Below are 17901 nucleotides of genomic sequence, written 5' to 3' on the forward strand. Positions count from 1 at the left end.
CTCCTGGTGGCTTCGGGAAGGGCGGGAGCGGGCGGGCGGCGAGCCCCGACCGTACAGGCGACACGGGACAAACGTCTCGCATCCGGCCGGTGGTTCCGTGAAGGGTGGGGGGATGAGCGACAGGGCGGGGAACGGGACGGACGGGACCGGCCGGGCGCCGGTGCGGGGCACGGCCCCCGTCACGGACAATGGGCGCGTGCGCTACGGCATCCTCGGTACCACCCAGGCACTCCGCGACGACGGCACGGCCGTCGCCATCGGCGGGGCGCGGTTGCGCGCCCTGCTCGCCGTGCTCGCGCTGCGCCCCGGCCGGACGGTGCCCGTCGCGGTGCTCGTCGACGAGGTGTGGGACGGGGAGCCGCCCGCCGACGCGCCGGGCGCCCTGCAGGCCCTCGTGGGCCGGCTGCGGCGGATACTCGGCCATGCCGAGGTCGCGTCGGCGGACAGCGGCTACCGGCTGGCCGCCGAACCGGACAGCATCGACCTGTACCGGTTCGAGCGGCTCGCGGGGGAGGGGACCCGGGCGCTGGAGGCGGGCGATCCGGCCAAGGCCCTGAGCGTCCTCGACGACGCGCTGGGCCTGTGGCGCGGACCGGTCCTCGCCGACCTCCCCGACCGCCACACCGTCGCGACGCGCTGGACGGCCCGCCGGCTCGACGCCCGCCGGGCCAGGATCACCGCGGCGCTCGCGCTCGGCCGGGCCGACGAGGTGCTGCCGGAGCTGGCCGCGCTCTGCGGCGAGCACCCCCTCGACGAACCCCTCCAGGCACTGCGGCTGCGGGCCCTGCGCGACGCGGGACGCACCGCCCAGGCCCTGGCCGCGTACGACGAGGTGCGCACCGTCCTCGCCGACCGCCTCGGCACCGATCCCGGGCCCGCGCTCAGCGCGCTGCACGCCGAACTGCTCCGCCAGGAACCGCCCCGCACCGCCCCGCGGCCGGCCCCCGTCGCTCCCGCCCCCGTCGTCCGCCAGGGCAACCTCCGGGCCAGGCTCACCAGCTTCGTCGGACGCGAGAGCGACATCGACGCGCTGCGCGGCGACCTCTCCCGGGCCCGGCTGGTCACCCTGCTCGGGCCGGGCGGGGCCGGGAAGACCCGGCTCTCCCAGGAGGCCGCCGAGTCCGTCGACCCGGCGGTGTGGCCGGACGGGGTCTGGCTGGCCGAGCTCGCGCCCGTCGACGATCCCGACGCGGTGCCGGAGGCGGTGCTCGGGGCACTCGGTGCCCGGGAGACCGTGCTGCGCGGCGCCGGCGCCGAGGAGCTCCGGGCCGCCGAACGGGGCGCCGGCGAACCGCTCGCCCGCCTCACCGAGTACTGCTCCCGCCGCCGCATGCTGCTGCTCCTGGACAACTGCGAGCATCTGATCGGGGCCGCCGCCGCCCTAGCCGACCACCTGCTGGCCCGTTGCCCGGGTCTCACCGTCCTCGCCACCAGTCGCGAACCCCTCGGTGTGCCCGGCGAGTTCGTCCGGCCCGTCGAGCCGCTGCCCGCCCCGACGGCCCTGCGCCTGCTGGCCGAGCGCGGCGCCGCCGCCCTGCCCGGCTTCCGGGTCGACGCCGACGGGGCGACCGCGGTGGCCACCGCCGAGATCTGCCGCCGGCTGGACGGCCTGCCGCTCGCCATCGAACTCGCCGCCGCCCGGCTGCGGATGCTCACCCCGCACCAGATCGCCGAGCGGCTCGACGACCGGTTCCGGCTGCTGACCAACGGCAGCCGCACCGTGCTCCCGCGCCAGCAGACCCTGCGGGCCGTCGTCGACTGGTCCTGGGACCTCCTCGCCGAGGAGGAGCGCAGCACCCTGCGCAGGCTCTCCGTCTTCGCCGGCGGCTGCACCCTCGAAGCGGCCGAGGCGGTCTGCGCGTACGGACCGGAGCAGGCGCACGAGGTCGCCGGGCTGCTCGGCTCCCTCGTCGACAAGTCCCTGGTCGTGGCTGCACCGACGGCGGACGGCGCGATGTGCTACCGGCTGCTGGAGACCGTCGGCGAGTACGCGGCGCAGCGGCTGGAGGAGTCCGGGGAGCGGGAGGACGTCGAGCGCCGCCACCAGGTGTACTTCCGGGAACTGGCCCGTACCACCGACCCGTTGCTCCGCGGCCCCGGACAGCGGGCCGCCATCGAGCTCCTGCGCCGGGAGTACGAGAACCTGCGCACCGCGCTGCGGCACGCCGTCGCCGCCCGCGACGAGCAGGAGGCGCTGTGCATGGTGATCTCGCTGTCCTGGTACTGGCAGATCCGCAATCTGCGCAGCGACGCGCTGCACTGGGCGGACGCCACCGCGGCCCTCGGGCCCGACCCGTTCGCCACGCCCGTGCGGCCCGCGCCCTCGATCCACGAGCGCTGCACCGACGCGCCCCCGCCGATGGGACCCGAACTGCTCCAGGAGGCCAGGCGCCAGGTGGCGCTGGTCCAGCTGGTCAGCATGGACCACGCGATGGACGAGTGGACGAACGAGGCCAGCATGGAGCGGCTGCGGGGGATCGCCGCGACCTACCGGGCCGGCCAGCCGCAGACCTGCCGGAGCCCCGCATCGCTGTGGTTCTTCGCCGTCATGCTCACCGGAGGCGTGCAGGACCTGCGTCACCTCCTGGACGAAACGGTCCGCGCCGCAAGGGAGTTCGCCTTCGAGTGGGAACTCGCCGCGGCACTCCAGATGCGTGCCAACGTGCTGGCCAACCGCCCCGACTGGGCGGGCGCGGCCCATGTGGACGCCGACGAGAGCCTGGAGATCTTCGGCCGTCTCGGCGACGACTGGGGGATGGCCGAGGCGCTCTCCTCCCGCGGCGAGGCGAACGAGAAGACGGGCGACTACCCCCGCGCGGCCGAGGACTACCAGGCCGCGATCGGCTACGCGGAGAAGCTCGGCGCCCTGGCCCAGGTGTCGGTGCTCCGCACCCGGTACGCCGCCGTGCTCACCGAGCTCGGCCGCGGTCCGGAGGGTGAGGAGATCCTGCGCGAGGTGCTCGCCGACGGGCGGCACACGGGGCACGAGGCGAGACCGGCGGCGCGGCTCTTCCTGGCCATGTGGCTGGGCCGCAGCGGCCGTACCGCCGAGGCGCGCGAGCAGTTCGCGGTGCTGCTCGACGAGTTCAAGTCCCAGACGATGGCGATCTTCGAGGGCTTCGTGATCGGCGGTCTGGCCTGGCTGGACAACCAGGACGGTGAGTACGCCGGCGCGCTGGCGCAGGGCAGGCAGGCGCTGGCCCGCCTGGGTGACCCGCTGACGCAGATGGTGGCGCCGCAGATGGCCGTGATCCATCTGGTCACCCTGGCCTGGGCGCTGGGCGGGCTCGGCGAGGAGCGCGGGGCGGCCGTCGCCGCGCGACTGCTGGCCGCCGGCCGGGAGCTGCTGCCCGAGGGGCACTTCCTGACGTCCATGGAACGGGAGAACTTCGCCCGTGCCGAGGAGCTGGCCCGTGCCGTGCTCGGGGACACCGGCTACGAGGCGGCGTACGCCGAGGGCGGCGGCCTCTCCCTGGAGGAGGCCGCCGCCCTCGTCGACGCGTACCGGAACTGACCGTCCGGTCAGGACTTCTTGCGGAACTTGGCCACCGCGAGCGGTGCCGTCACCGCGGTGATGACCACGGTCCAGCCGAGCGTCACCCAGACCGAGTGGGCCAGCGGCCCGCCCATCATCAGGGCGCGCGCGGCGTCGGCCAGGTTGGACAGCGGGTTGTAGTCGGTGAAGGTCTGGAGCCAGCCGGGCATCGTCTTCGTCGGGGCGAAGATCGAGGAGCCGAACTGGAGAGGCATCAGCACGAGCATCCCCATTCCCTGGACAGCCTGAGAGGTCTTCAGCGTCAGTCCGAGCAGGATGAAGATCCACATGATGGCGGCGCCGAAGGCGGCCGACAGGGCGATCGCCCCGATCAGGCCCAGCACCGACTCCTGGAGCTCCATGCCGAGGGCGAAGCCCATGCCCAGCAGGATGAGCGTGGCGACCATCATGCGGCCGAGCTCGACCACGATCTTCGCGATGAGCACCGAGGAACGGGCGATCGGCATCGTGCGGAACCGGTCCATGACGCCCTTGCGGAAGTCGTCGTTGACACCGGAGCCGACCGCCATGGCGATGTTCATGCCCATCATCGCCATCAGACCGGGGATCAGGTAGTTCAGGTACTCCTGCCGGCCGCCGCCCATGCTGCCGCCGACCGAGCCGCCGAAGACGTAGACGAACAGCAGCGTGAAGATGACCGGCATCAGGAGCGCGTCGAACATCGACTCCGGATCCTTCTTGATCTGGAGCAGGTTGCGCCGCACCAGCGCCCCGATGTGGCGCAGGTTGTTCCGCAGTCCGATCCGGCCCTCGTCGTGGATCTTCCCGGCCGGGGCGGACGGGGCGGTACTGGTGGGGGTGGGCGTCAGAGTCGTGGTGCTCATGCCGCGACCTCCTGGGGAGTCGTGTCGGTGACGTGGGCCTTGTCGCCGGTGATGGCGAGGAACACCTCGTCCAGGCTGGGCAGTGCGGTGGCGACGTGCGCCAGTGCGAAGCCCCGGGTGCCGAGCAGGCCGATGACGGCGGTGAGCTGCTCGTCGCTGAGGATCGGGACGAACAGCAGCCCCTCGTCCGGGACCGCCTGGGCGCCCGCGACGCCGTCGAGACCGGTCTCCCGCAGCGCCTGCGCCATCGGGGCCAGGTCCGCCGGGTCGGCGGGGCGGATCTGCAGGGTGCGGCCGCCTACCTTGGCCTTCAGCTCGTCGACACCGCCGCGGGCGATGATCCTGCCTTGGTCGATGACGGTGAGCTCGTTGGCGAGCTGTTCGGCCTCTTCCATGTACTGGGTGGTGAGCAGCACGGTCGCCCCCTCCGCGACCATGCGCTGCACCTCGTCCCAGACCTCGTTGCGGGTACGGGGGTCGAGCCCCGTCGTCGGTTCGTCCAGGTACAGGACGGCCGGGCTGCCGATCATGGAGGCGGCCAGGTCGAGCCGGCGCCGCATGCCGCCGGAGTACTCCATCGCGGCCTTCCTCGCCGCGTCGGTGAGCGAGAAGCGCTCCAGCAGTTCGTCGGCGCGCGAACGGGCCTTCTTGCGGGGGAGATCGAGCAGCCGCCCGATCATGTAGAGGTTCTCCCAGCCGGAGAGCTTCTCGTCGACCGAGGCGTACTGGCCGGTCAGGCCGATGGTGCGGCGCAGCGCGCGGGGCTGCTTCACCACGTCGTAGCCCGCCACGATCGCGTGTCCGGCGTCCGGCTGGATCAGGGTGGACAGGCAGCGGACGAGGGTGGTCTTGCCGGCGCCGTTGGGGCCGAGCACGCCGAGGACGGTGCCCTCGCGCACATCGAGGTCCACGCCGTCCAGAGCTTTGGTCGAGCCGTAGTGCTTGACCAGCCCCCGTACCTCGACGGCGTTGCCGCCGCTGCTGGGGTTCTTGTCGATTCGCGTCATGTCCACCATCAGACCAGGCGCCACCGACAACCCGCCGACAGTCCGCCGACAGCAGTGCGACAGCCCGCCGATGGGGGAAGTCGGCGGGCTGTCGGTGGTGCGGCAGTGGTCGTCGGGCCGTGCGACCTCAGGGCCTGGTGCCCCTCACGGCACTAGTGGAAGGTGTGCTCCGGCGCCGGGAAGGTGCCGCCGACGACCTCGTCCGCGTATGCCTTCGCCGCGTCGCCCAGGACCTGGCGCAGGTTGGCGTACTGCTTGGTGAAGCGCGGCACCTTGCCGCCGGTCAGACCGACCATGTCGGTGTAGACCAGCACCTGGGCGTCGGTGTCCGGACCGGCGCCGATGCCGATGGTCGGGATGTGCAGGGTGCGGGTGACCTCGGCGGCCAGTTCGGCCGGTACGAGCTCCAGGACGACGGCGAACGCGCCCGCGTCCTGCACGGCCTTGGCGTCGCGCAGCATCTGCTGGGCGGCCTCCTCGCCGCGGCCCTGCACCCGGTAGCCCATCGCGTTCACGGACTGCGGGGTCAGGCCGATGTGCGCCATGACCGGGATGCCGGCGTCGACCAGGAGCCTGATCTGCTCGTGGCTGCGCTCGCCGCCCTCCAGCTTGACCGCGCCGACGCCGGACTCCTTGATCAGCCGGGTGGCGTTGCGCAGGGCCTGGACGGGGCTCTCCTGGTAGGAGCCGAAGGGCAGGTCGGCGACGATCAGGGCACGCCGGGTGCCCCGGACGACGGCGGCGGACAGGATGGCGATCTCGTCCATCGTGACGGGCACGGTGGACTCGTAGCCGAGGTGACAGTTGCCCATGGAGTCGCCGACGAGCATGACCGGGATGCCGGCCTCGTCGAAGACGGACGCGGTCATCGCGTCGTAGGCGGTGAGCATGGGCCACTTCTCGCCGCGCTCGGTGGCGGCGGCGATGTCGTGGACGGTGACCCGGCGGTTGCTCTTTCCTCCGTACAGCGCCTTGCTGCTGTCGGACGGGGCTCCCGCGGGGGGTGTGGCGGACTGGTTGTGCGCAGCCTGAAGCGACATTGCCAACGGCTCCTTCGTCATCTCGAGGCGCCCTGACGGCGTCCCCGGATCGCTTCCATGGTGGCATCCCGGAGCCGTTCACGGGAAGTGGGCCCGCGCACCGGCCTGGCACCGGGTGCCGTACAGGCCCGGTAAAGACTTTCCAATACGAGACGGTCTCGTATCGAAATGGCGTTAGGCTCTCGGCATGTCCATACCGTCCGGCGCTCCCGTCGCCGTGCCCCAGGTCCCCGAGGCGGTCCACCGCCGCCGCTGGGCGATCCTCGCTGTTCTGATGTTCAGCCTGCTCATCGTGGTGCTCGACAACTCGATCCTGAATGTCGCGGTCAAGACGATCGCCTCGCCCTCGCCCACCGGTCTGGGAGCCACCCAGAGCGAGCTGGAGTGGGCCATCAACTCCTACACCCTCGTCTTCGCCGGGCTGCTCTTCACCGCGGGCCTGCTCGGCGACCGCATCGGCCGCAAGAAGGTCCTGCTCTTCGGCATCGTCCTGTTCGGCCTGGGCTCCGCCCTCGCCGCCATGTCGGGATCGCCCGGTGAACTCATCACCTGGCGCGCCGTGATGGGCTTCGGGGCCGCCTTCGTGATGCCGGCCACCCTCGCCGTCCTGATGAACGTCTTCGAACGCGACGAGCAGCCCAAGGCCATCGGCATCTGGGCCGGCAGCGTCGGCCTCGGCATCGCGATCGGCCCGATCACCGGCGGGCTGCTCCTGGAACACTTCTGGTGGGGCTCGATCTTCCTGGTCAACGTGCCCGTCGTGGTCGTCGCGCTGATCGCGATGGTGATCCTCGTACCGGACTCCAGGGACCCGAAGCCGGGCCGGCTCGACCCGGTCGGCGTGGTGCTCTCCATCATCGGCCTGGTGCTGCTGGTATACGGCATCATCCGCGGCGGCGAGCTCGCCGACTTCACCGACGCCTCCGTGCTGCTGCCGGTCATCGGCGGCCTGGCCGTCCTCGTCGTCTTCGTCCTGCACGAGAAGCGCAGCAGCAGCCCGGCCATCGACGTCTCGTACTTCCGCAAGCCGGCCTTCTCCGCCGCCGTCGCCGCCATCGCGCTGGTCTTCTTCGCCCTCATGGGCGTGACGTTCTTCTCCGCCTTCTACATGCAGAGCGTGCGCGGCTGGAGCGCCCTGCAGTCCGGGCTGCTGATCCTGCCGCTGGCCGTCGCGCAGATGATCTTCGCCCCGCGCGCCCGGCTCGTCGTCGAGCGGTTCGGCGCCCGTGCCGTGTGCACCGTCGGCATGCTGCTGGTCGCCGGCGGACTGGCCGCGTTCGTCCTGTTCGACGCCACCACCCCGGTGTGGGTGATGTGCGTGGTCTTCTTCGTCCAGGGCACGGGCATGGCCCATGTGATGCCGCCCGTCACCGTCGCCGTGATGCAGGCGCTGCCCCGCGAGAAGGCCGGCTCCGGCTCGGCCGTCAACAACACGTTCCGGCAGGTCGGCGGCGCCCTCGGGATCGCCGTCCTCGGCTCGGTGCTGTCCACCGTCTACCGCGGCGACATCGAGGGTCACCTCGACGCGGTCCCGGCCGCGGCCAGGGACGTGGCCGGGGAGTCGATCGAGGCGACACTCGGTGTCGCGGAGAAGATGGGCCCGGCCGGCACCCCGCTGGTCGCCGCCGCGCACGACGCCTTCCTGAGCGCCATGCACGTCACGGCGATCGGCTCGGCGTGCGTCGCCCTCGTCGGAGCGATCGTGGTCGCGCTGTTCCTGCCGGGCAGGCCGCCCGCCGGGCAGCCGCCCGCCCAGGAGGAGGAGGCGGTTCCCGCGCGTGCCGCGCGCTGAGACCGGCGGCCGCACACGGCCGGCGGCGGGCGTCGCCCGCGTCGGCGAGAATCGGGGGCGGCGAAAGGTGGTTTCACGTGCAGGCTCAGGCACCGGACCGGGACGGCCGGGCCCCCGGCGAGCAGGACCGGGGGGCCCGCGACGGCCGGGAGCGGGACCCCCGGGTCCCCGGCGACCGGGACCAGGAACCCCGCCCCGGCGACGAGTCGGAGCCCCGCCGCGGCCGCCCGCGCAGCGCGGCGGCCGAGCGGGCCATCCTGGACGCCGTCGTCGCACTCCTGGAGGCCGGCGAACCCCTCGCCGGCCTCTCCATCGAGCGGATCGCCCGTACCGCCGGGGTCGGCAAGGCCACCATCTACCGCCGCTGGGCCGACAAGGAGGAGCTCTTCGTCGACGTCCTGCGCGACATCGAGCCCCCGGAACCCGAGGTCTCCGGCACCGGCGGCCTCGGTGACCTGCGGGTCCTGCTGGAGTCGATGCGCACCCGCGGTCTCGCCCAGCGCTCCTCGGTCCTGCTGCACAACGTCTTCGCGCAGATGAAGAGCCACCCCCGGCTGTGGGCCGAGTACCAGTGCACCGTGATCGCACCCCGCAGGGCCGCGATGCTCGCCGCCGTCGGCCGGGCCGTCACGGCGGGGGAACTGCGGGGCGACACGGACGTGGAGCTGATGGACGACCTGTTCCTCGGCCCCATGCTCGTACGCACCATCCACCGGCCGGACGCGCCGCTGCCCGAGGACCTCGCCGACCGCATCGTCCGCCTGCTGGTCGAGGGCCTCGGGCCCCGCCACGGCGCCGCACCGCCCGGTGAGGGCACCGGCCGCGGCTGACGCGCCCGGGCCCGGTCGGATGTGATCGTTCTGTCACAAGCACCCCCGAACCACCCCTGGCCGGAACCCGCCGTACCGTCCGGGTCGTCCTCGTGGCAGTACGGTCGTCGCCGACGGCCGGAAAGGCATCGCCCATCGCCTAGGGTCGTGAGGCGCGGCGATGTGTACGGCAAGGCAGTGAGGACAGCGCGATGGTTCAGGCGTACAGGACGGACACCGGAAACGGCGGCGCGGAACCGCAGCGCTCCGGCTCCCGTTTCCAGGACCTGCGCGACAGACTCACCCGGGACCGGGGCATCTGGCGGCGCGGCATCGTCCTGGCCGGCTGCTCGCTCGTGCTGACCCTCGTGATGCTCCTGCACGCGCAGATCCCGAACACCATCGGCAACCTGGGCAGCCTCACCGAGACGTTCCTGCCGTGGTGCGCCGTCTTCGTCCCGCTGCTGCTGGTCCTGGGCCTGGTGCGCCGCTCGGCGACCGCGCTGATCGCCCTGCTGCTGCCGGTCGTGGTCTGGTTCAACCTCTTCGGCGGGCTGCTGCTCAACGACAAGTCGGGCAGCGGCGGCGACCTCACCATCGCCACCCACAACGTCAACGCGGACAACCCCGACCCGGCCGGCACCGCCCAGCAGGTCGCCGGCTCCGGGGCCGACGTCATCGCGCTCCAGGAGCTCCCCGGCGGCCAGGTGGCCCGGTACGAATCGGCGCTCGCCGACCGCTTCCCGTACCACTCGGTGCAGGGGACCGTCGGACTGTGGAGCAAGTACCCGATCAGCGACACCCGCCCGGTGGACATCAAGATGGGCTGGGTCCGCGCCATGCGGACCACCGTCACCACGCCCGAGGGACCGATCGCCTTCTACGTCGCGCATCTGCCCTCGGTACGGGTCAAGCTGCACGCCGGATTCACCGCCAGCCAGCGGGACCAGAGCGCGGACGCCCTCGGCGAGGCCATCTCCGACGAGCCGCTGGAGCGGGTCGCCCTGCTCGGCGACCTCAACGGCACCATGAACGACCGCTCGCTCAACGCGGTCACCTCCCAGATGCGCTCCACCCAGGGCGCGGCCGGTGACGGCTTCGGGTTCAGCTGGCCGGCGTCGTTCCCGATGGCCCGGATCGACCAGATCATGGTGAAGGGCGTCGAGCCCATGTCGTCCTGGACGCTCCCGGCCACGGACAGCGACCATCTTCCGATCGCCGCCCGCGTCAAACTCTGACGAAACGGTCCGTTTACCTCCGGGCGCACTTCGTCTGAGAGAATTTGTTCCGATCGGGAACAAGGCCGCCGGCGAAGAAGCCGGTCCGCCGCCGTGCGATCCGGCCCCGGCCGGCCCGCGCCGGCGCGCGTACGGCCGCGTTCCCTCCTGCCCTCCCGCTCCCGAAGGCCCGCCGGGCCGGAGCGCACGGGGCCCACTTCGGAAAGGTCTCTCTTCATGCCACTGGCACTGCTCGCACTCGCGGTGAGCGCCTTCGGCATCGGTACTACGGAATTCGTGATGATGGGCCTGCTGCCCAACGTCGCGGACGATCTGGGCACCTCCGTCCCCACCGCGGGCTACCTCGTCTCGGCGTACGCGATCGGCGTGGTGCTCGGCGCCCCGCTGCTCACCGCCGTCGGCTCCCGGCTCCCGCGGAAACGGATGCTCCTGCTGCTGATGGCGCTCTTCACCGTCGGCAACCTCGCCTCCGCGCTGGCCCCCGGCTTCGGCTGGCTGCTCGCCGGACGGCTGCTCGCCGGGCTGCCGCACGGCGCGTTCTTCGGCGTCGGGGCCGTCGTCGCCGCCCGGCTGGTCGCCGAGGGGCGCCAGGCGCGCGCCGTGGCGACGATGTTCCTCGGCCTGACCGTCGCCAACATCGTCGGAGTCCCGGCCGCCACGCTGCTCGGCCAGCACCTCGGCTGGCGGGCCACGTTCCTCGTGGTCGCGGTCATCGGGCTGTGCGCGATGGCCGCGCTCGCCCGCCTCGTCCCCCCGATCCCCGTCGAGGCCCACCAGAACGTGCGCCACGAACTGCGCGCCCTCGGCAACCGCCAGGTCCTCCTCGGACTCCTGACCGCGGTCTTCGGCTTCGCCGGGGTCTTCGCCGTGTACTCCTACCTCTCGGCGATGACGACCGAGGCGATGGGCTTCGGGGAGTCCTCCGTCACCCTGGTGCTGGCGCTCTTCGGGATCGGCATGACCCTCGGCGCACTCGCCGCGGGCCCGCTCACGGACCGGGCGCTGCGCCCCACGCTGTACGGGTCACTGGGCGCGCTCGCCGTGATCCTGGCCGTCTTCCCGTTCGCCGCCCATGTGCAGTGGGCCGCTCTGGTGATGGTGGTGCTGCTGGGCGGGGTCGGCTTCATGACGACCACGCCGCTGCAGATGCTCGTCATGAACAAGGCGAAGGACGCCCCGACCCTGGCGTCCGCCTCCAACCACTCCGCGTTCAACCTGGCCAACGCGGGCGGTGCGTGGCTGGGCGGTGTGGCCATCGCGGCAGGCTGGGGCTGGACCTCCCCGGCCCTGGTCGGCGCGGTCCTGGCCGTGGCGGGACTCGCGGTCGCGGTCACGGCGGGCGTCCTGGACCGGGAGCGCACCCCGTCGAGGGTGGTGGCCCGGGCGTCCGAACCCGCCCCGCGGAAGTCCGCGGCGGACGCCCACTGACCGGGCCGCATCGGGCCCACGCCCCGGCAGAACCGAGCCCACGCCCTGCAAATCAAGCCCGTCCGGCGATTGAGGACAAACCCTCGGCCGGACGGGCCCGCGGCCATACACCGCCCCCCGGCGTCAGCCGGACTCGCGCCACCGGTTCGTGATCGGCAGCCGCCGGTCCTTCCCGAAGCCCTTGGGCGAGATCTTCGTCCCCGGCGGGTACTGCCGCCGCTTGTACTCCGCGGTGTCCACCATCCGCAGCGTCTTCGCCACCAGCGCCTCGTCGAACCCGGCCGCGACGATCGCGTCCAGCCCCTGGTCCCGGTCGACGTACATCTCCAGGATCCGGTCCAGCACGTCGTAGTCGGGCAGCGAGTCCGTGTCGACCTGACCCGGCCGCAGCTCGGCGCTGGGCGGCTTGGTGATGGACGCCTCCGGGATCGGCGGGGTCTGCCCGCGCTCCTCGGCGGCCCGGTTGCGCCACTTCGCCAGCCGGAAGACCGACGTCTTGTAGACGTCCTTGATCGGCCCGTACGCGCCGACGGAGTCGCCGTACAGCGTCGAGTAACCGACCGCCAGCTCCGACTTGTTGCCCGGCGCCAGGACGATCTGGCCCTCCTGGTTGGACACGGCCATCAGCATCGTGCCGCGCAGCCGCGACTGCAGGTTCTCCTCGGCGAGACCGGTGAGCCCCAGCGACCCCATGTACGCGTCGAACATCGGCTTGATCGGTACGGTCCGGAAGTTCAGCCCGGTACGCCGCGCCAGCTCGGCCGCGTCGCCCTTGGAGTGGTCCGAGGAGTACTTCGACGGCATCGAGATGCCGTACACGTTCGGTGCGCCGAGCGCGTCGCAGGCGATGGCCGCGACCAGCGCGGAGTCGATCCCGCCGGAGAGCCCGATCAGCACACTGCTGAAGCCGTTCTTCGCCGCGTACGCCCGCAGGCCCACCACGAGAGCCGAGTACAGCTCCTCGTCGTCGTCGAGCCGGTCCGCGTACCCTCCGGCCAGCTCCGCCTCGTACGGCGGCAGCGGCTTCTCGGAGAGGACCACGTGGTCGATCCGCAGCCCGTCGTTCACCACGCCCGCCGGCGCCTCGGGCGAGGCGGCCGGCAGGTCGAGGTCCAGGATCACGCTGCCCTCGGCGAACTGCGGTGCACGGGCGATGACCTCGCCCTGCTTGTCGACGACGATCGAGTCCCCGTCGAAGACCAGCTCGTCCTGGCCGCCGATCATCGCGAGGTACGCGGTCGTGCAGCCGGCCTCCTGGGCCCGCTTGCGGACCAGTTCGAGGCGGGTGTCGTCCTTGTCCCGCTCGTACGGCGAGGCGTTGACCGACAGCAGCAGACCCGCTCCGGCGGCGCGCGCGGCCGGAACCCGGCCGCCGTCCTGCCAGAGGTCCTCGCAGATCGCGAGCGCCACATCCACGCCGTGCACCCGCACGACGGGCATCGAGTCGCCGGGCACGAAGTACCGGAACTCGTCGAAGACGCCGTAGTTGGGCAGGTGGTGCTTGGCGAAGTTCAGCGCGATCTGCCCGCGGTGCAGCACCGCGGCGGCGTTCCGCGGGGACCCGGCGGGCTGGCCGTAGCGGGGCGCGGGGAACTCGGAACGGTCGAGGTAACCGACGACGACCGGGATGTCCCCGAAGCCCTCCGCGTCCAGGCGGGCGGCGAGCGCGCGCAGCGCGTCCCGCGACGCCTCGACGAAGGACGACCGCAGGGCCAGGTCCTCGACGGGGTAACCGGTCAGCACCATCTCGGGGAACGCCACCAGATGGGCGCCCTGTTCGGCGGCGTGCCGGGTCCAGTGGACGATCGACTCGCTGTTCCCGGCGAGATCGCCGACGGTCGAGTCGATCTGATTCAGTGCGAGGCGTAGTTGAGGCACGCCGCCCAGTGTAATCGTCTGACTGACGCGATGTCCTGGCGGGCCCGCGCGAAAAGTGCTGGGAGGGTGCCGGAGATCTCTGCCGCGAGCCCGGTCAGGATCTCCGGCACCCTTCCGGGCCCGCCGGGCGGACGGTCAGCGGCGGTAGCCGAGGACCGTCATCATGCCCGCCTCCGCGTGGTACAGGTTGTGGCAGTGCAGCATCCACAGGCCCGGGTTGTCCGCGTCGAGGTCGACCGTGAGCGTCTGCCGGGGCAGCACGATCGCGGTGTCCTTGCGGGCCCCGGACGCGCTGCCCGCCAGCGCGAAGGTGTGCCCGTGCAGATGGACGGGATGCCACATCGCGGTCGTGTTCCGGAACTCGATCCTGACCCGCTCACCGGCCTGCACCGGATGGCGCTGGTCGGCGGTGTACGGCTTCCCGTCGAAGGCCCAGTCGTACGCCGCCATGGAACCGGTCAGCCTGATCCGCACCGTCCGGTCGGGCGTGCGGCCGGACAGCGCCACGGACCGGTCCGGGACCAGCCGGTCAGCCGTCACCAGCTCACCGTCCAGCTCCTTCGGCCGCACGGCCGCGCCGGGTGCCGCGCCGCTCCTGGTCCGCAGCAGGGCCAGCGCGGTGGCGTCCTTGCCCTCGGCCAGCGCGGTCAGCGGGAACACCCCGTCGCCGGCGGTGACCAGCACGTCGTACCGCTCGCCCATCCCCAGCAGCAGGGCGTCCGTCGCGGTGTGCCGGACGGGGAAGCCGTCGGTGTGCGTCACCGTCATCCGGTGGCCGCCGAGCGCGATGCGGAAGGCGGTGTCGCCGCCCGCGTTGATGATCCGCAGCCGGATCCGGTCGCCCGGCCGGGCCGTGAAGGCGCTGGGGTCCTGGGGCGTACGGCCGTTGACCAGGTAGTACGGATAGCCGACGTCGCCCGCGTCGCCGCCCAGCAGTTCGCTGGTGGCGCCCATCAGCATGCGGGACGGGCCGCCGTCGCCGGACGAGGACGGCGCGGGCATGGCGTGCCCGCTGTGGCCGCTGCCGCCGGTGAGCTCCCTGAGCACCGCGTCGGGGGTCGAGCCGTCCACCCCGTCGAGCCAGTCGTCGAGGACGACGACCCACTCCTTGTCGTAACTCAGGGGCTCCTTCGGGTCCTCCACGATCAGCGGCGCGTACAGGCCGCGGTCCAGCTGGACGCCCGAGTGCGGGTGCACCCAGTACGTGCCGGGGTCCGGCACCGCGAACCGGTAGGCGAAGCCGGCGCCCGGCTCGACGGCGCGCTGGGTCAGTCCCGGCACCCCGTCCATGTCGTTGCGCAGGGCGAGCCCGTGCCAGTGCAGGGAGGTCGCCTGCGGCAGGTGGTTGGCGAGGGTGAGGGCGAGCGTGTCGCCCGCGGTGACCCGGATCTCCTGTCCGGGAAGCCGGTCCCCGTAAGCCCAGGAGCTGACGGTGCGCCCGCCGCCCAGGTCGAGCCGGGACGCGGTGGCGGTCAGGGCGACCTTGCGCTCGGGGCCGGCGCCCCGCCGCTTCTCGGCCGCCGCGACCTCGGGGCCGCCGGGGGAGACGTATCCCTCGGGGGCGGCGGTGCCGGAGGGGGCGCCGTGGTCCATGGCGGAGTGGTCCGGGGTGTCGCCGCGGCCTGCGCAGGCGGCGAGAACTCCCGTACCGGCAACGGCGAGGGAAGCGCCGAGCACGGCGCGTCGGGTGTGCTGTGCGGGCATGACTGAGTGCACCTCAAGGATGTGTCGGTGTGCTGAGGACGGACGGGGGGCGCTGAACGCCCGCCTATATCCGCAGCACCGACAGACCGGTGAGGACGGCCTTGCGAGGTCTGGGCGGGGGAGGGGGCCGCGGCATCCGCGGTGCGCGGGCGGCGGCGGATCCGGGGGACCCGGCGGCGGACCGGCGTGCCACCAGCAGCGTGGTGAGCAGGGCGAGCCCCCAGAGCCCCCAGCTGCCCAGCACGGCCAGGCAGACGGACATCGGATCCATGCCGTGGGCCGGCGCGGGATGCCCGTGCCCCGCGGCCACCGCCGGGAGGCGGTCCGCGGCGGTGTGCGCCCCGTCGGCCGTCGTCCCGGCCATCGGGTGCGACATCCGCACAGATGGAACCGGACCGGTGTGCTCCGCCGGGTGCCCGACGGTGTGCATGGTGAAGATCCCGAAGAGCAGCGCGGCGAACAGCAGCAGCCGCCCGCAGGTCGCACTCCTCGTCCCGGACATGCCGGCCACCCTACCCCCACCGGGTATATGAACGGCGATGGCCCGTCACCCCGCGCGCGGCGGGAGGACGGGCCGTCGTACCGGTCGCACCGGCGGTGCGCGGTCAGCTTCGGGAGTAGACCTTCTCCGCCCAGCCGGCGATCTGGTCGTCGGAGAGGTGCTGGGCCAGATCGGCCTCGCTGATCATGCCGATCAGCTTCTTGTTCTCGACCACCGGCAGCCGCCGGATCTGGTGGCTCTGCATCTCCTCCAGCACCGCCTCCACACCGGCCTCCGCGTCGATCCACCGCGGCGTGCCCTGGGCGAGGTCGCCGGCGGTCGTCTTCGACGGATCCCGGCCCATGGCCACGCAGCCGACCACGATGTCGCGGTCCGTGAGGATGCCGATCATCCGGTCCTGATCGCCGTTCTCGGAGATGGGCAGCGCGCCCACCTTGTGGTCGCGCATCATCTGGGCGGCGCGGTCGAGGGTCTCGTGTGCCGGGATCCAGGTGGCGCCGGTGTGCATGATGTCCTTGGCGGTGGTCATGGGGACTCCTCCTGCGTGCCGATGGGCACTGCCGTAAGACCCCGAGCGAACCCATCGTCATGGGCCCGTTCGGAGTACGCGACCGCTATCACCCATTCGGGTGTATCTGCGAGGAAAGGGAACCTTCCGGCGCAAAGCGGCGTACGGGTGTCAGGACCGCGGCGCGGACCCGCGTTCCGCCAGCATCCCGGCCATCACGTCCAGCTCGGACCGCTGGGCCTCGACCATGCCCCGGGCCAGCCGCTTCTCCACCTTCACGGTGCACAGCTCCGCGCAGCCGCGGGCCATGTCGACACCGCCCTTGTGGTGGTCGGTCATCAGCTGGAGGTAGAGGATCTCTGCCTGCCTGCCACTCGCCCGGCGCAGTGCCGCGAGTTCGGTCCGGGTCGCCATGCCGGGCATGAGGGCCCCGTCATGGGCTCGGTAACCGCCCCCGTCCATGCCCGGCATCCCGGCCATGTCGTGGCCCTCGTGCCCGCCGCCGGCCATCCAGGCCATCGGCTCCTGCCCGGTGGCCGCCTTCGGCAGCTCCCACAGGTCCAGCCAGCCGAGCAGCATGCCCCGCTGATTGGCCTGCGTGTTGGCGATGTCGTACGCGAGCCGGCGCACGTCCTCGTTCTCCGTGCGGTCACGCACGATGAAGGACATCTCCACGGCCTGCTGGTGGTGGACCGCCATGTCCCGGGCGAACCCGGCGTCCGCGGAGGCTGACGCCGGAGTCGCCGCGGCGGGGGCGGCGGTGTGGTGGCCCGCCCCCTCGTCCCGCGCCGAGGCGACCGTCGCCGCCCCCGCGAACAGCACCGCGAGCGCGACGGCGGAACCCGCCGCCCACCGCACGCGCCGGCCACCTTGCGTCACGGTCACGGAGCCGCCAGCCCGCCGGTGCACGCGGCACCCGGCTCGGGAGTCTGCGGGCCCTGCACGTACTTCGCGAAGAACTGCGCCACCCTGGGGTCGTCGGCACTGTCCACCGTGACCTGCTTGCCCCAGGCGCTCAGCATGAGGGTGCCATCCTGGTCCTTGTACGGGCTCATCAGCGAGTACGGGGTCTTCGCGACCCGCTCGGCGAGCTTGTCCACGTCGGCGGCCGAGGCCTTGTCCGTGTAGGTCACCCACACCGAACCGTGCTCCAGCGCGTGCACGGCGTTCATGTCCGGGATCGCCTTTTTGTATACCTCGCCGTCGCAGTTCATCCAGACGGGGCTGTGGTCACCGCCGACCGGAGGCTTCATCGGGTACGAGACGGTCTCGGTGACGTGGTTGCGGGTCAGCTTCTTCGCGTCCCACGTCTTCTCGCCCTTGACCGGCCCGTCGGCCGGCTGCTCCTCCTCCGTCCCGGACTGCTTCGCGTCCTTGGCGTCCGCGGCCTTCTGGTCCGCCGAGGCCTCTGACCTGTCGAGCAGCGTGTACGTACCGAAGGTGACGAGACCTGCGACGACGACGGCGCTGAGGCTTATGACCAGCACCCGGGTGCGGCGGTCTCGCGCGCGGTCGGCGTTGCGCATCTGCTCTATGCGGGTCCTGCGGTCGAAGCTCATGTCGTGGGTCCTTCTGCGAAGGGTCGATGAGGGGCGGAACGGGTCGGGAAGGCGGT

Annotated in this window: 14 protein-coding genes; 5 read left to right on the forward strand and 9 right to left on the reverse strand. The window is 72.3% G+C overall.

The features are described 5' to 3' along the window. The first annotated feature begins 196 nt into the window (after nucleotides 1-196). Nucleotides 197-3514: a winged helix-turn-helix domain-containing protein gene (locus OG521_28325; GenBank protein WUW24458.1), complete on the forward strand. Its 3318-nt coding sequence runs from the start codon at nucleotides 197-199 to the stop codon at nucleotides 3512-3514. An 8-nt stretch (nucleotides 3515-3522) separates the two neighbouring features. On the opposite strand, the gene OG521_28330 is transcribed toward OG521_28325, so the two are convergent. The 3 genes from OG521_28330 to panB form a co-directional block, all read right to left on the reverse strand. Next, nucleotides 3523-4380, reverse strand: coding sequence for an ABC transporter permease (locus OG521_28330; GenBank protein ID WUW24459.1), 858 nt, complete (start codon nucleotides 4378-4380; stop codon nucleotides 3523-3525). After that, nucleotides 4377-5396 (reverse strand): ATP-binding cassette domain-containing protein, encoded by a 1020-nt coding sequence (locus tag OG521_28335; protein WUW26828.1) that lies wholly within the window; start codon nucleotides 5394-5396, stop codon nucleotides 4377-4379. The genes OG521_28330 and OG521_28335 overlap by 4 nt, the downstream gene beginning before the upstream one ends. Nucleotides 5397-5539: 143 nt before the next feature. Continuing rightward, nucleotides 5540-6427: a 3-methyl-2-oxobutanoate hydroxymethyltransferase gene (gene panB / locus OG521_28340; GenBank protein WUW24460.1), complete on the reverse strand. Its 888-nt coding sequence runs from the start codon at nucleotides 6425-6427 to the stop codon at nucleotides 5540-5542. A gap of 187 nt (nucleotides 6428-6614) precedes the next feature. On the opposite strand from panB, the gene OG521_28345 reads away from it, so the two are divergent. The 4 genes from OG521_28345 to OG521_28360 all read left to right on the forward strand — a co-directional run bounded on the left by OG521_28345 (nucleotide 6615) and on the right by OG521_28360 (nucleotide 11694). After that, complete coding sequence (locus tag OG521_28345; protein WUW24461.1) at nucleotides 6615-8219, forward strand: MFS transporter; 1605 nt, start codon at nucleotides 6615-6617, stop codon at nucleotides 8217-8219. A gap of 77 nt (nucleotides 8220-8296) precedes the next feature. Beyond that, nucleotides 8297-9049 carry a TetR/AcrR family transcriptional regulator gene (locus OG521_28350; protein WUW24462.1) on the forward strand — a complete coding sequence of 251 codons (753 nt, stop codon included), beginning with the start codon at nucleotides 8297-8299 and terminating at the stop codon, nucleotides 9047-9049. Nucleotides 9050-9240: 191 nt separating this feature from the next. Then, the gene (locus OG521_28355) at nucleotides 9241-10266 is read left to right on the forward strand and encodes an endonuclease/exonuclease/phosphatase family protein (protein ID WUW24463.1); all 1026 of its coding nucleotides are present in this window, start codon (nucleotides 9241-9243) and stop codon (nucleotides 10264-10266) included. 216 nt (nucleotides 10267-10482) lie between these two features. Continuing rightward, entirely contained in the window at nucleotides 10483-11694 is a 1212-nt protein-coding gene (locus OG521_28360; protein WUW24464.1) for an MFS transporter, read from the forward strand. A gap of 123 nt (nucleotides 11695-11817) precedes the next feature. Here the strand turns inward: OG521_28360 and OG521_28365 are convergent, their stop codons facing one another. The 6 genes from OG521_28365 to OG521_28390 form a co-directional block, all read right to left on the reverse strand. Then, nucleotides 11818-13572 carry an NAD+ synthase gene (locus tag OG521_28365; GenBank protein ID WUW24465.1) on the reverse strand — a complete coding sequence of 585 codons (1755 nt, stop codon included), beginning with the start codon at nucleotides 13570-13572 and terminating at the stop codon, nucleotides 11818-11820. Between the two features lie 135 nt (nucleotides 13573-13707). Continuing rightward, nucleotides 13708-15276, reverse strand: a complete 1569-nt coding sequence (locus tag OG521_28370) for a multicopper oxidase family protein (GenBank protein ID WUW24466.1) — start codon at nucleotides 15274-15276, stop codon at nucleotides 13708-13710. Nucleotides 15277-15340: 64 nt separating this feature from the next. Further along, entirely contained in the window at nucleotides 15341-15778 is a 438-nt protein-coding gene (locus tag OG521_28375) for a DUF6153 family protein (protein ID WUW24467.1), read from the reverse strand. A 103-nt stretch (nucleotides 15779-15881) separates the two neighbouring features. Beyond that, nucleotides 15882-16307, reverse strand: coding sequence for a CBS domain-containing protein (locus OG521_28380; GenBank protein ID WUW24468.1), 426 nt, complete (start codon nucleotides 16305-16307; stop codon nucleotides 15882-15884). Between the two features lie 150 nt (nucleotides 16308-16457). Further along, the gene (locus OG521_28385) at nucleotides 16458-17165 is read right to left on the reverse strand and encodes a DUF305 domain-containing protein (GenBank protein WUW26829.1); all 708 of its coding nucleotides are present in this window, start codon (nucleotides 17163-17165) and stop codon (nucleotides 16458-16460) included. 2 nt (nucleotides 17166-17167) lie between these two features. Continuing rightward, on the reverse strand, nucleotides 17168-17845 hold the full coding sequence (locus tag OG521_28390; protein WUW24469.1) for a DUF3105 domain-containing protein: 678 nt from the start codon (nucleotides 17843-17845) through the stop codon (nucleotides 17168-17170). Nucleotides 17846-17901 lie beyond the last annotated feature (56 nt).

The organism is Streptomyces sp. NBC_01463, assembly GCA_036227345.1.
GTDB lineage: Bacteria > Actinomycetota > Actinomycetes > Streptomycetales > Streptomycetaceae > Streptomyces.